This window comes from Micromonospora sp. NPDC049836, assembly GCF_044465125.1.
Classification (GTDB): domain Bacteria; phylum Actinomycetota; class Actinomycetes; order Mycobacteriales; family Micromonosporaceae; genus Micromonospora.
Genome location: NZ_JBITLH010000003.1, coordinates 255,797 through 269,109 on the forward strand (window position 1 = coordinate 255,797; position 13,313 = coordinate 269,109).

Sequence of the window (13,313 nt, forward strand, 5' to 3'; positions counted from 1 at the left end):
GCCGCGTCGAAGCGTGCCGGCGGGGCCGGTGGCTCCGCCGGCCGGTCCTCCGCGGGTGGCCGCCGGGGCGGCGTGTCGGTCGTGCCGTCGGTGTCTCGTCCCTCCCCCACGTGCCCATCATGCTGGCTGCGCCGGCCCGCCCGTGGCGCAACCGCCCGCTCGGCGTGTCGGGCCCGCCGTGGCACCCGGCCGGCTCAGCTGACCGCGGCGAGGAACTCGCTGTAGAACAGGCCGAGCGCGATGGCCACCCCGATGCCCGCGATGATCCAGAACCGGACCACGATGTTGACCTCGCTCCAGCCGGCCAACTCGAAGTGGTGCTGCAACGGCGACATCCGGAACACCCGTTTGCCGGTGGTCCGGAACGAGATGATCTGGATCACCACCGACATCGTGATGATCACGAAGAGGCCGCCCAGGATGGGCAGCAGCAGGATGGTCCGGGTGGACATCGCCATGCCGGCGATCAGGCCGCCCAGGCCGAGCGCGCCGGTGTCGCCCATGAAGATCCGGGCCGGCGAGGTGTTCCACCAGAGGAAGCCGACACAGGCCCCGGCCGCGGCCCCGGCGATCAGCGCGATCTCCAGCGGGTCGCGCACGGTGTAGCAGTACTCCCCGGCCGGGTAGTTCGGGTCCGCGCACCAGTGCCGGTACTGCCAGAACGCGATCAGCGCGTACGCCGCGAGCACCATCACCGAGGCGCCGGTGGCCAGGCCGTCCAGCCCGTCGGTGAGGTTCACGCCGTTGGTCGCCGCCATCACCACCATGATGATCACGATCACCGAGCCGATCTTGCCGATCTCCAGGAACGGGATGTCCCGGATGAAGCTCAGCGTCGTGCTGCCGACGGTCTCGGTGTTGGTGGCCGCGCCGCTGGCGTCGGTCATGCTGCTCGGGAAGTAGAGCGCCACCACGCCGAAGATCGCGCCGACCAGGATCTGGCCGGCGAGCTTGCCGCGCTTGTTCAGGCCGCCGCTGTGCCGCTTGCGGACCTTCAGGAAGTCGTCGATGAAGCCGACCGCGCCGGAGAACACCATCAGCCCCAGCAGCACCAGCGCCGTGATGGTCGGCTCCACCTGGGCGATCTGCGCGTCCGGCAGGGTGGTCAGGGCCAGGTGGCCGGCGACGTACGCGATCACCGTGGCCAGGATGAAGACCACGCCGCCCATCGTCGGCGTGCCCTTCTTGCCCTGGTGCATGGCCGGGCCCTCGGCCCGGATCGGCTGGCCGGCCTTGAGCCGGGTGAACACCTTGATCGCGATCGGGGTGCCGAGCAGGGAGATGAGGAAGGCGACCCCGATGGCGACGATGACCGCCCTCACGCGGCGCCGCCCTCGGTCCCGGCCGGGCCCGACAGCGGGCTTCCCGCGCCGTCCGGGCTCTTCCCGGTGGCCCCGCGCAGCGCGTCGACCACCTCCCAGGTGCGGTACCGGGAGCCCTTCACCAGGACCACGTCACCCGGACGCAGGTCACCCCGCAGCACCTCGACGGCCGCCGCCTGATCGGTGAGCAGCACCGACTCTCCTCCCCAGTTACCTACCGCTGTGGCGCCCTCGTGGATCGGCGCCGCCGGCTCGCCCACCACGAGCAGCCGGTCGACTCCCAGCTCGGCCGCGAGCCGGCCCACCTGCTGGTGTCCCTCCGCCTCGAAGTCGCCCAACTCGGCCATGTAGCCGAGCACCGCGACGGTACGCCCCCGCCCCCGCATGCTCGCCAGCGCCCGCAGCGCGGCGCTCATCGATGCCGGGTTGGCGTTGTACGAGTCGTCGATCACGGTGACCCCGTCGGCGCGCTCGAAGACGTCCATCCGCCGGGTCGAGACCAGGCCCAGCTCGCCCAGCGCGACGGCCAGCTCGGCCAGCGGCATGCCCAGCTCCCGGGCGACCGCCGCGGCGGCCAGCGAGTTGGAGACCTGGTGCCGCCCGGTCAGCCCGAGCCGCACCGGCGCGCTCCCCTCGGGCGTGACCAGGGTGTACGACGGGCGGCCCCGCTCGTCCAGGGTCACCTCCGTGGCGCGCACCTGGGCCCGCTCCGACTCGCCGTACCGGACCACCCGGGCCACGGTGCGCGCGGCCATCGCGTCGACCAGCGGGTCGTCGGCGTTGAGCACGGCCAGCCCGTCGGCGGGCAGCGCCTCGACCAGCTCCCCCTTGGCCAGCGCGATGGTCTCCCGCGAGCCGAACTCGCCGAGGTGCGCCACGCCGACGTTGAGCACCACCGAGATCCGCGGCGGCACCACGTCGCACAGGTAGCGCACGTGCCCCACCCCGCGGGCGCCCTTCTCCATGACCAGGTACCGGGTCTCCGGGCCGGCCTGCAACGCCGTGTACGGGTGGCCCAGCTCGTTGTTGAACGAGCCGGGCGGCGCCACGGTGGGGCCGAGCCGCGTGGTGAGCTGGGCGATCAGGTCCTTGGTGGTGGTCTTGCCGGAGGAGCCGGTCAGCCCGATCACGGTGAGCCCGGGCAGCCGGTCGACCACCGCGCGGGCCAGCCGCCCCATCGCGGCGAGCGCGTCGGCGACCAGCACCATCGGCACGCCGGGCACCTCGCGGGTGCCGAGCACCGCCACGGCTCCCGCCGAGACGGCGGCGGCGGCGTAGTCGTGCCCGTCCACCTGCTCGCCGGGGAACGCCACGAAGAGTCCGCCCGGGGTGACCTTGCGGGAGTCGAACTCCACGGTGCCGGTGACCCGGGCCGCCGGGTCGGCGGCGACCAGCCGGCCGTCGACGGCGCCGGCCACCTCGGCCAGGCTCAGCGGGATCACCGCTGCCCCGCCCGGTCACCGAAGCGGGCCCGCAGCGCCTCCGCCAGCTCCACCCGGTCGTCGAACGGCAGCACCTCGCCGTTGACCTCCTGGCCGCGTTCCTGACCCTTGCCCAGCACCGCCACCACGTCCCCCGGTTCGGCCAACCGGACCGCCTCCTCGATCGCGGCCCGCCGGCCGGGCACCTCGATGATCCGCGCGCCGACGTTCGCGGCGTACGCCCCGGCCAGCACCTCGGCCCGGATCGCGGCCGGGTCCTCGGTGCGCGGGTTGTCGTCGGTCACCAGCACCACGTCCGCGCCGGTGACCGCGGCGGCGCCCATCACCGGCCGCTTGCCCCGGTCCCGGTCGCCGCCGGCGCCGAGCACGCAGACCAGCCGGCCGGCGCTCAGCCCGCGCAGCGCGGCCAGGACCGCCTCGATCGCGTTGGCCTTGTGCGCGTAGTCGACCACGCCGCGTACCGGGGCGTCCCCGCTGACCAGTTCCAGCCGGCCGGGCACCCCGCCGCAGGCGGCCACCCCGGCCGCCGCGGTGGCCGGGTCGACGCCGGCGGCCACCAGCACGGCGATCGCCAGCAACGCGTTGGCCACGTTGTGCCGGCCGGGCAGCGCCACGCCGGTGGGCAGGGTCAGCCCGTCCGGGCCGTGCACGGTGAAGCGCTGGGCGTAGCCCTCGCCGTCGATCCCGTCGGCCCACCAGGTGGCGGCCGGGTCGCCGGCCGCCGAGTAGGTGACGGTGGCCGGTTTCCGCAGCGGCCGCAGCGCCGGGTCGTCGTGGTTGAGCACCTCGACCGCGCAGCGCCCGTCGAAGAGCTTGGCCTTGGCCGCGAAGTAGTCCGCCTCGTCGGCGTGGAAGTCCAGGTGGTCGGAGCCGAAGTTGGTGTAGCCGCCGACGTCGAACCGCACCCCGCCGACCCGGCCCATGGCCAGGGCGTGGCTGGACACCTCCATGACCACGGTGTCGACCCCCCGCTCGCCGGCCACGGCCAGCATGGCGTGCAGGTCGGTGGCCTCCGGGGTGGTCCGGACGCTGTCGATCACCAGGTCGCCCAGCCGGGTCTCCACGGTGCCGATCAGCCCGGTGCTGCGCCCGGCGGCGCGCAGCCCGGACTCGATCAGGTAGCTGGTGGAGGTCTTGCCGGCGGTGCCGGTGACCCCGATCATGGTCAGCCCGGCGGTGGGGTCGCCGTAGACGGTGGCCGCGACGTCGCCGAGCACCGCCCGCGGGTCGTCCACCACCAGCACCGGCAGGCCCGCCGCGGCGGCCCGCTCGGCGCCGGCCGGGTCGGTCAGCACGGCCACCGCGCCGGCCTCGGCCGCGCCGGCGGCGAACTCCGCGCCGTGCCGGCGGGCGCCGGGCAGGGCCGCGTACAGGTCGCCGGGGCGGACCTCCTGGCTGGCGTGGGTCACCCCGGTGACCTCGACCGCCGCCGGGTCGCCCGCGAGGCCGCTCCGCGCGCTCGCCGGCAACCGGACGGCGAGGTCACCGAGCCGGACGGGATGCACGGTACGGGGACGTGGATTGCCGGACACGGCGTCAGACCCTACCCGGTCGTCCGGTTCCGGGCGCACAGCCCGCCCCGGTGGTTCGTCCCCACTCACCGATGATGTCCCGCCGTGCCCGCTCAGCGCGGAAAGACCTCGAACTTGGGCGACCGGTCGGTCGCGGACGGCGGCACCCGGTAGTGGCGCAGGGTGAAGCCCATCATGTCGCGGAAGGCCGGCGCGGCCAGCGCGCCGCCCTCGCCGCCCGGGCTCCAGACGAAGACCGCCACCACGTACCGGGGCTTCTCCGCCGGGGCCATGCCGATGAACGAGGCCACGTCGCCGGGCTGGCGCTTGCCGTTGTCGTACCGCAGGCCGGTGCCGGTCTTGCCGGCCACCCGGTAGCCGGGGACGGCGGCGGCCAGGCCGGTGGCCCGCCCGTCGGGGCCGTCGACCGTGGTGACCGCCTCCAGCATGGTGCGCAGCGCGGCGGCGTTGGCCGGGCTGAGCACCGAGCGGGTGACCGGCTTCGCCGGGGTCGTCTTCTTCCCGTCCGGGCTGATCACGTTCCGGATCAGGTGCGGCTGGACGTACGTGCCGTTGTTGGCGATCGCGTTGTACGCGGCGGCCATCTGCAGCGGGGTGGCGTCCACGCTGTGCCCGATCGGCACCGACCCGTACGACGACCCGCTCCACTGGTCGGCGGGGAGCAGCCGGCCGGGGGCCTCCCCCGGCATGCCCTCCCCGGTGGCCTGCCCGAGCCCGAACCGCTTCTGGTAGTCGATCAGCCGCTCCTTGCCCAGCTTCTCGGCGATCTTGATGGTGCCGATGTTGGAGGAGAAGGCCAGCATGCCGGGAATGCTCATCGTCCGCCCGTTCGCCGGGTGGGTGTCGCTGAACGGGACGCCACCGAGGGTGATCGTGTTGGCGACCGGGAACGCGGTGTCCGGGGTGATCACGCCCTCCTGCAGGGCGGCGCCGTAGGTGATCGCCTTGTGGATCGAGCCCGGGTCGACGATGAAGCTGGTGGCCGCGTCCTCCCGGTCCCGCGGCGAGGCGACCTTCTGCGGGGCGGCGGCGTTGTAGCCGGGGTAGCTGGCCTGGGCCAGCACCTCGCCGGTGGGCACGTCCATGATCACCGCGGCGCCGACGCTGCCCCGGGTCTGGGCCATCCGGCTGGACAGGATGCGCTGCGCCTGGAACTGGAGGTCCCGGTCGACGGTCAGCTGCAGCGAACCGCCCGGCTTGGCCGGGGTGGTCTCGCTGTAGCCGCCGGGGATCGGCGCGGCCAGGTCGCCCTGCCCGATCTCGTAGCGCTTCTTGCCGGGCTTGCCCTCCAGCAGGTCGTCGTACTTGGCCTCCAGGCCCTCCAGGCCGACCATGTCCTGGCTCACGAAGCCGATCAGGTTGGCGGCCAGGTCGCCGCCGGGCACCTCGCGCCGCTCGTCCCGGTGCACGTTGATGCCGACGAGGTCCAGCGCCATGATCTGCTTGGCCTTGTCGATGTCGACGCCGCGGGCCAGGTACTCGAACTGGGACGGGACGCCGGTGGGCAGCTTGCGCGGCTTCATCCGGTCGGCCAGTTCGCTGGCGGGCACGCCGAGCAGCGGGGAGAGCAGCTTCGCGGTGGTGAGGCGGTCCTTCACCCGGGTCGGGTCGGCGAAGACGTACCGGGCCTCGACGCTGTGCGCCAGCGGGGCGCCGGTGCGGTCGTAGATGGCCCCGCGCGGGGCGGGCAGCTCGACCACGGCCAGCCGGCTGTTCAGCCCACCGTCGGCGTACGCCGGGGTGTTGACGGTCTGCAGGGCGACCAGCCGGATGCCGATGGTGGTGAAGAGCGCCAGCGCGAGCAGGGTGCCCAGCCGCAGCCGGCGGCGCGGGTCGGCGAGCTTCGGCGGGCGTGGCGGCTTGCGGGACGGTCGCCGGGCGGCGGCCGGGCGCGCCGGGCGGCGCGGGCCGGGCCGGCGGCGCGGCGGCGGCGCGTCGTCGTCGTCGAAGGGCTCCCGGGCGGGCCGGGCGGAGACGGTCCGCACCACGCCGGCCCGGCCGCCCGCGGCGCTCTCCCGGCGGCCGGCGCGGGCGGCCCCGGCCCGGCCACCGTCGAGCACCTGCAACGCCGGCCGGAACGGGTCCCCGGAGCGGTTGCTGCGCGGGGTACGCCGCTGCTCGGCGCCGGCGCCGGTGCGGGCGGCCGCGCCGCCCTCGCGGATGGTCCGGCCCCGCGGGGTGTACGCCCGGGCGTCGGAGATGCCGCCGACGCCCGGTTCCCGCGGCTCGCCACCCCGCGACGATCCGCGCCGGGAGCCTGTGGCGTCCCGGCGCGGATCCTCCGATCTCGGCGGCATCGATCAGCCTCCGTTGCCCTGCTGGCTGGTGATGGCCGGCGCACCCTCCGCCGGGTGCGGGATGCCGATCGTTTTGCCGTCCGGCAGCCGGATGTACGCCGGGTCGTCCGACTCCACCAGGCCCAGCTTGCGGGCGTTGGCGGTCAGGTTGCCGGGCGCCTTCTGGTCGGCGATCTCCTTCTCCAGCTGCTGCTGGTCGACGTCGAGCTTGGCCTGCTGCTGCTGGAGCTTCTCCAGCTTGAAGGCGTTCTCGTTGATCTTGGTGTTGACCGCCAGGATGCCGAGCACCCCGCCGACCACGAGCACCAGGATCAGCCCGACGAACGGCGCCCGGGGCACCCGGACCGGCGGCGGCGGGGCGACCCGCAGCCGGGGCGCCGGGGCACCGGCGGCGCGGGTCCGCTCGGCCGGCCGCAGGGCGGCGCTGCCCTGGGTGGGGAACTCGCGCGCCCCCCGGGCGCGAGCCTCCCCCCGGCGGTCGAGCCGGTCGGCCCCCGTCGTCGTACGCGTGGTGCGCTGCGCCGTGGTCCGGCCCCCCGACCGCGGTGCGCGCTGCCCGACGGCGTCCCGGCCGTCGCGCTGGTCAACGTTCATGTCCCCTCCCCCTCTTCGTCCGTCCCGTCCCTCGGGGCCGCCCCCGGGTCCCGCTCGGACCCCGGTGACCCCGTCCCCGGTTGGTGCATCGCCTTGACCCGGCGGCGGTACCGTTCGCGGTCGGTACGCCCCTGCCGGGCCGCCTCCGGGTCGAGCCGTTCCGCGGCCCGCAGCCGCACCGAGGCGGCTCGCGGGTTCGCCGCGACCTCGGCCTCCCCGGGCAGCTCCGCGCCCCGGCTGAGCAGCCGGAACGTCGGACCCGACCCGGGCAGTTCGACCGGGAGGTCGATCGGGCCCTTACTGCGGACCCGATCGGCGAGCGCCTGCTTGGTGAGCCGGTCCTCCAGCGAGTGGTAGGACAGGACCACCATGCGGCCGCCCACGGTGAGCTTGTCCAGAGCGGCCGGCAGCGCCGTCTCCAGCGCTGCCAGTTCTCTGTTTACCTCGATCCGTAAAGCCTGAAACGTTCTCTTTGCCGGGTGTCCCCCGGTTCGTCGGGCTGGTGCCGGAATGCTCTCCCGGACCAGCTCGGCCAGTCGCGCCGACGACGTGATCGGCGCGCGCTCGCGCTCGCGGATGATCGCCGAGGCGATCCGCCCGGCGAACTTCTCCTCGCCGTACACCCGCAGCACCCGGGCCAGGTCCGGGTGGGCGTAGGTGTTGACCACCTCCTCGGCGGTCACCCCCCGGGTCTGGTCCATCCGCATGTCCAGCGGCGCGTCCTGCGCGTACGCGAACCCGCGGTCGGGCGCGTCCAGTTGCAGGGACGACACGCCGAGGTCGAACAGCACCCCGTCGACCGCCGGATAGCCCAACCGGTCGAGCACCTCGGGCAACTCGTCGTAGACCGCGTGCTCGAGGTGGATCCGGTCGGCGAACCGGGCCAGCCGGACCCGCGCGTGGGCCAGGGCCTCGGTGTCCCGGTCCAGACCCACCAGGACCGTCTGCGGATGCGCGGCGAGCACCGCCTCGGCGTGCCCGGCCAGGCCGAGCGTGGCGTCGACGTGGACGGTGCGGCCGTTCCGACCCAGCGCGGGGGCCAGCAACTCGAGACACCGCTCGAGCAGCACCGGCACGTGCGTGCCGCGTAGCTCCCCCATCTCGACCCCCACTGGTTGAAACCCGCTTCCGTCCATCTCGCGTCCGTACTCGTCACGGCGCCTCGTCATACCGCCAGATCCCCATCCGCTCCCGCCCGCCGGAGGCCGCGGCCCTCCGTTACGGATCGTGCGCCTGGCACCGGGGAAGGGGTGCCAGGAACTCGAAAGCGGGTGGAGATCTCGCAGTACGTCGGGCGCCGTCACGCCCTACAGACCGCCGGGCAGCACCCCCTCCTCGATGTCGGCGAAGTCGTCTTCGCTGTCGGTGAGGTAGGCCTCCCAGGCCGCCTTGTCCCAGATCTCCACCCGGGTGCTCGCGCCGATCACGACCAACTCCCGGTCGAGCGCGGCGTAGGACCTCAGGTGCGCGGGGATGGTCACCCGGCCCTGCTTGTCCGGCACCTCGTCGTGCGCGCCCGCGAAGAAGACCCGGCTGTAGGCGCGGGCCGCCTTGCTCGTCATCGGCTGCGCGCGCAACTGCTCGGCGATCCGCTGGAACTCGGGCATCGGGAAGACGTAGAGGCAGCGCTCCTGCCCTTTGGTGATCACGACACCCCCCGCCAGCTCGTCCCGGAACTTGGCCGGCAGGATCAACCGGCCTTTGTCGTCCAGGCGCGGAGTGTGGGTGCCGAGGAACATCGGCCCAACCCCCTCGCCCTGAGCGGCGTTCGCGGCGCCGCTGACCCCCCGGGCCGGTGTGGCCCTCCCGGCCTCACCATCGCGCCCCACTCTACTCCACTTCCCTCCACCCGCAACCAGAAACGCCCGCGTGGCGCGGCGTTTCCGCGCGCAAAAGAGCACGTCAGAAGGGGTGGAGCGGAGTGGAGGGCCGCAGCGGCGCGGCGCGCCGGTCCGCTACCCGACATTGATCGACTCCATCCGGCGGACCGCCCGCTGGCCGTCCGCCGGGCCGTCCCGGCCGAACGGTTCGCCGTCGGCGGCGGTCTGGTGGGCCCCGGGGTCCGGTAACCTCGCTCGCGTGACGGACGCGAAGATGCCCATGCGGGCAAAGGTGGCCAGCTCCGTGTCGCGGACCGCCGCGGCGCTGTCGCGGGCCGCGGGCCGTGGCGACGGCTCGGTGATCGGCGGGTGGATCGGCCTCAAGATCGACCCGGACCTGCTCGCCCATCTCTCGTCGGGCCGGGCCATCGCCCTGGTGTCCGGCACCAACGGCAAGACCACCACCACCCGGCTCACCACCGCCGCGGTCGGCGTGCTCGGCCGGGTCGCCACCAACTCCTTCGGCGCGAACATGCCCACCGGCCACACCTCGGCCCTGGCCAAGGCCGGCAGCACCCCGTACGCGGTGCTGGAGGTCGACGAGCACTACCTGGCCCAGGTCCTCGAGGCCACCGAGCCACACGTGGTGGCGCTGCTCAACCTCTCCCGCGACCAGCTCGACCGGGCCAAGGAGGTCGCCATGATGGCGCAGCTCTGGCGCGCCGCGCTGGTCCGGCACCCCGACGTGCGGGTGGTCGCCAACGCCGACGACCCGATGGTGGTCTGGGCGGCCAGCCCGCCGGCCGACCCGGCGCACGGCCACGTCCCGCCGCACGTCACCTGGTTCAGCGCCGGCCAGCGCTGGCACGACGACTCGTGGGTCTGCCCCGAGTGCGGCTCCACCATCGAACGCTCCGGCGAGCAGTGGTGGTGCACCGGCTGCCCGCTACGCCGCCCCGAGCCGCAGTGGACCGTCGAGGACGACGGCGTGCTCGACCCCACCGGCGCCTGGCACAAGGTGCAGCTCCAGCTCCCCGGCAAGGTCAACCTCGGCAACGCGGCCACCGCGCTCGCGGTGGCCGCCGAGTTCGGCGTACGCCCGGTGGACGCGGTCTCCCGGCTCGGCGCGGTCAGCTCGGTCGCCGGCCGCTACGCGCAGGTCGACCGGGACGGGCGCAACATCCGGCTGCTGCTGGCCAAGAACCCGGCGAGCTGGCTGGAGGCGTTCGACATGGCCGACGAGGCGCCGACACTGCTCTCCATCAACGCCCGCGACCCCGACGGGCTGGACACCTCCTGGCTCTTCGACGTCGACTTCTCGCCGCTGCGCGGCCGGCAGGTGCTGATCACCGGCGACCGGGCCTACGACCTGGCCGTCCGGCTGGACGTCAACGCCGTCCCGTTCCAGCACGTGCGGAGCTTCGACGAGGCGGTCCGCGCGGTGCCGCCGGGCCGGCTGGAAGTCATCGCCAACTACACCGCCTTCCAGGACATCCGAGCGGAGCTGGACCGTGTCAACTGAGAGCCTGCGCATCGTCTGGATCTACCCCGACCTGCTCTCCACCTACGGCGATCGCGGCAACGCGCTGATCCTGGCCCGCCGGGCCCAGCTGCGCGGCATGCCGGTCGAGGTGCTGGAGGTCCGCTCCGACCAGCGGCTGCCGGCCACCGCCGACATCTACCTGCTCGGCGGCGGCGAGGACGGCCCGCAGGCGCTCGGCGCCCAGCGGCTGATCGCCGACGGCGGCCTGCACCGGGCGGTGGCCCAGGGCTCGGTGGTCTTCGGCGTCTGCGCCGGCTACCAGCTCCTCGGCACCTCCTTCTTCGCCAAGGGCACCCAGTACGCGGGGCTGGAGCTGCTGGACATCTCCTCCGACCGGGGCCCCACCCGGGCCGTCGGCGAACTGGCCGGCGAGGTCGACCCGCGGCTGGGCATCCCGCACCTGACCGGGTTCGAGAACCACGGCGGGCGGACCCGGCTCGGCGCCGGCGTGTCGCCGCTGGCCCGGGTGACCGCCGGGGTGGGCAACGACGGGGCCACCGAGGGGGCGTGGCGGGGCAAGCTGCTCGGCACCTACTCGCACGGACCGGCGCTGGCCCGCAACCCGGCCCTGGCCGACCTGCTGCTGCGCTGGGCGACCGGCATCCACCAGCTCCCCGCGCTCGACGACACCTGGGCCGACCGGCTCCGGTCGGAGCGCCGCACCGCGGTGGCCGCGGCCGCGAGGGCATGACCGGCGCCGCCCGACTGCGGCGGCGACCACCGGGCCTGCGCCGGTGCGTCCGGTTGCTCCGGCAGCCGTCCGCGCGCCGGTTCGCGCTGCTGCTCGTGCTGCTCGCCGGGTTCGGCGTCGCGCTGCTGCTGGTTCCCCGCCCGGACCTGGGCGAGCTGCCCCGGCTGGCCGACTCGCTCGGCGGGTACGCGCCGGTGGCTGCCGTGGTGGGCGGCGCGCTGCTGCTCGTGGCGCTGGTCCCGCGTACCTTCGTCACGCTGGCCGCCGGGGCGATCTTCGGGCCGGTGCAGGGCGCCGCGTACGCCCTCGGCGCGGCGCTGCTCGCGGCGGCCCTCGGCTTCGCGGTCGGCCGGCTGCTCGGCCGGCAGTTCGTCGCCGAGCGGGTTCGCGGCCGGCTGGCCCGGCTGGACGGCTGGTTCGCCCGGCAGAGCGTGTTCGGCGTGCTGACCGTCCGGCTGCTGCCCATCGCCGGGTTCGGCCTGGTCAGCTACGGCTACGGCACCACCGGGGCGCGGCTGCTGCCGTTCCTGGCCGGCAGCGTGATCGCGGCCGCCCCCACCGCCATCGGCTACGCGGCGATCGGCGCGGCGGTCAGCTCCCCCGACTCGATCAACTGGTACGCCGCGGCCCCGGCCAGCCTCGGCCTGATCGCCAGCGCGATCATCATCCACCGCTGGTGGCGGGCCGAGCGCCAGCGGCGGGCCGGGGCGAGCTGAGGCGACCGGCGCCGGGCAGCGGCCGGCCGGCGGCGTCCCGGCCGGCGCGCCACCCACGCGGGACCGGCCCGGGCCACCAGGCACCGGACCGGTCGCGCGTTCCGAGCGGGTGCTACTTCTTCGCCGGCGAGGCGTAGCCGACGACGCTCGACTCCCAGTTGCGGTGCAGGACGTGCGTCACCGCGTTCGACTGGTTACCACCGACCACGTAGTAGTCGCCGTCCGTGGTGGTGTCGTAGTAGGAGGTCACGATCGCCACGTGGTCCATGGTCCCGTTGCCGTCCCAGTCGAAGACCGCCGCGTCCCCCTTGCGCGGGATGTAACCGCTGCCGCGACCGTGCCAGGTGCCGTTGTTGATGCCGTAGGTGCGGAAGCTGGCGGCGGCGGCGTTGAGCCCGGTGTACTTCGCGCCGCCCCAGTAGAAGGCGAACTTCGCGAAGTCGGCGCACCACGCCCGGGCGCGCCACTTCACGTCGTCCCAGGTCTTCGACCCGTTCCGGTACATGTAGCCCGGGCTCACCGGCCCGCAGGTGCCGGTCCCGCTGTTGTCGTACCGGTCGTTGTTCGGGTCGGCCCAGAAACCGGTGTAGAAGTTGCAGTCCCCGCCGCTGCGCTCCTGCAGCCGGTAGACCACGTCGGAGTTGGTGGAGGTGTACTGCTCCCAGGCGATGTTCCCGACGTCGATGCCGAGCTGGGTGTCGGCGGCCTGCGCGACGCCGGGGACGGCGACGAGGCCGGCGGCGGCGACGACCAGGGCCGTCAGCGCCGTACGGATGGTCTTCATAGGGGTTCGAATCTCCAGTCCGCGGTTCACAACCAGGAACCGCAACGTCGGTTGGTGTTGGCGTCACTCGTGCAGACCTTGAGGTAGACGCCGGAGCTGAACGGGCCGTACCACTCGTCCTCGGCCCAGTCGCCGACACCGCCGGTCGCCTCGTCGAGCTTGACGCCGCTGGACGAGGTGCTCGGCGTGCGGATCCACACCTCGGCACGGCGGCCGTCCTTGGCGGTGTCCTCCAGGAAGTAGCTGAGTCCCGTGGTGTACGCCTCGGGACAGATCTGATACTGCAGGCGCGCGCCGGAGATGCTGTCCGTGCCGCCGCGGCAGGCCGCCGCCGAGGCCGCCGTCGGCGACAGGACCACCGCGGCGGATCCGACGAGTCCGGTGGCGACGGCGATCCGCAGGCCGCGGTGCCAGGTACTGCTCACACTGGTCCTCCCGTGGGAATGTGGCGACCCTCTGCCGCCCCCCGTGCAACCACCGTCCCGGCAACCGGTGGAACCGGCGTGGAAGACGGGTGCAGACCGGGTTCCACGGCGATCGGCCCGGATCGATAAACTGGGTGGCCGGAGCGA

The 13,313-nt window shown here is 74.1% G+C and carries 12 protein-coding genes; 3 read left to right on the plus strand and 9 right to left on the minus strand.

Annotation, left to right across the window (positions count from 1 at the left end):
- Nucleotides 1-194 precede the first annotated feature (194 nt).
- From mraY to mraZ, 7 genes are all read right to left on the minus strand, one after another.
- Nucleotides 195-1,322, minus strand: a complete 1,128-nt coding sequence (gene mraY, locus ACIBPB_RS09095) for a phospho-N-acetylmuramoyl-pentapeptide-transferase (protein ID WP_396839036.1) — start codon at nucleotides 1,320-1,322, stop codon at nucleotides 195-197.
- The gene (gene murF / locus ACIBPB_RS09100; RefSeq protein ID WP_396839037.1) at nucleotides 1,319-2,764 is read right to left on the minus strand and encodes a UDP-N-acetylmuramoyl-tripeptide--D-alanyl-D-alanine ligase; all 1,446 of its coding nucleotides are present in this window, start codon (nucleotides 2,762-2,764) and stop codon (nucleotides 1,319-1,321) included. Before murF ends, mraY begins: the two co-directional genes overlap by 4 nt.
- Nucleotides 2,761-4,335: a UDP-N-acetylmuramoyl-L-alanyl-D-glutamate--2,6-diaminopimelate ligase gene (locus ACIBPB_RS09105; protein ID WP_396839038.1), complete on the minus strand. Its 1,575-nt coding sequence runs from the start codon at nucleotides 4,333-4,335 to the stop codon at nucleotides 2,761-2,763. Before ACIBPB_RS09105 ends, murF begins: the two co-directional genes overlap by 4 nt.
- A 53-nt stretch (nucleotides 4,336-4,388) precedes the next feature.
- Nucleotides 4,389-6,593, minus strand: a complete 2,205-nt coding sequence (locus ACIBPB_RS09110; RefSeq protein ID WP_396839039.1) for a peptidoglycan D,D-transpeptidase FtsI family protein — start codon at nucleotides 6,591-6,593, stop codon at nucleotides 4,389-4,391.
- 3 nt (nucleotides 6,594-6,596) lie between these two features.
- Nucleotides 6,597-7,187, minus strand: coding sequence for a hypothetical protein (locus ACIBPB_RS09115; RefSeq protein WP_396839040.1), 591 nt, complete (start codon nucleotides 7,185-7,187; stop codon nucleotides 6,597-6,599).
- A complete protein-coding gene (rsmH, locus tag ACIBPB_RS09120; protein WP_357316574.1) occupies nucleotides 7,184-8,287 on the minus strand; it encodes a 16S rRNA (cytosine(1402)-N(4))-methyltransferase RsmH in 1,104 nt (367 codons plus the stop codon). Before rsmH ends, ACIBPB_RS09115 begins: the two co-directional genes overlap by 4 nt.
- A gap of 207 nt (nucleotides 8,288-8,494) precedes the next feature.
- Nucleotides 8,495-8,926 carry a division/cell wall cluster transcriptional repressor MraZ gene (gene mraZ / locus ACIBPB_RS09125; protein ID WP_046569779.1) on the minus strand — a complete coding sequence of 144 codons (432 nt, stop codon included), beginning with the start codon at nucleotides 8,924-8,926 and terminating at the stop codon, nucleotides 8,495-8,497.
- A 355-nt stretch (nucleotides 8,927-9,281) separates the two neighbouring features.
- Between mraZ and ACIBPB_RS09130 the strand changes: the two genes are divergently transcribed.
- From ACIBPB_RS09130 to ACIBPB_RS09140, 3 genes are read left to right on the plus strand one after another with little or no spacing between them, the layout of a single operon-like run.
- Nucleotides 9,282-10,529: a MurT ligase domain-containing protein gene (locus ACIBPB_RS09130; RefSeq protein ID WP_396839481.1), complete on the plus strand. Its 1,248-nt coding sequence runs from the start codon at nucleotides 9,282-9,284 to the stop codon at nucleotides 10,527-10,529.
- Nucleotides 10,519-11,241, plus strand: coding sequence for a type 1 glutamine amidotransferase (locus ACIBPB_RS09135; protein ID WP_396839041.1), 723 nt, complete (start codon nucleotides 10,519-10,521; stop codon nucleotides 11,239-11,241). The genes ACIBPB_RS09130 and ACIBPB_RS09135 overlap by 11 nt, the downstream gene beginning before the upstream one ends.
- Nucleotides 11,238-11,957: a TVP38/TMEM64 family protein gene (locus tag ACIBPB_RS09140; RefSeq protein WP_396839042.1), complete on the plus strand. Its 720-nt coding sequence runs from the start codon at nucleotides 11,238-11,240 to the stop codon at nucleotides 11,955-11,957. The genes ACIBPB_RS09135 and ACIBPB_RS09140 overlap by 4 nt, the downstream gene beginning before the upstream one ends.
- A 112-nt stretch (nucleotides 11,958-12,069) precedes the next feature.
- Here ACIBPB_RS09140 and ACIBPB_RS09145 read toward each other — a convergent pair whose 3' ends face one another.
- Nucleotides 12,070-12,741, minus strand: a complete 672-nt coding sequence (locus ACIBPB_RS09145) for a CHAP domain-containing protein (protein ID WP_396839043.1) — start codon at nucleotides 12,739-12,741, stop codon at nucleotides 12,070-12,072.
- 26 nt (nucleotides 12,742-12,767) lie between these two features.
- Nucleotides 12,768-13,166, minus strand: coding sequence for a hypothetical protein (locus ACIBPB_RS09150; RefSeq protein ID WP_396839044.1), 399 nt, complete (start codon nucleotides 13,164-13,166; stop codon nucleotides 12,768-12,770).
- Nucleotides 13,167-13,313 lie beyond the last annotated feature (147 nt).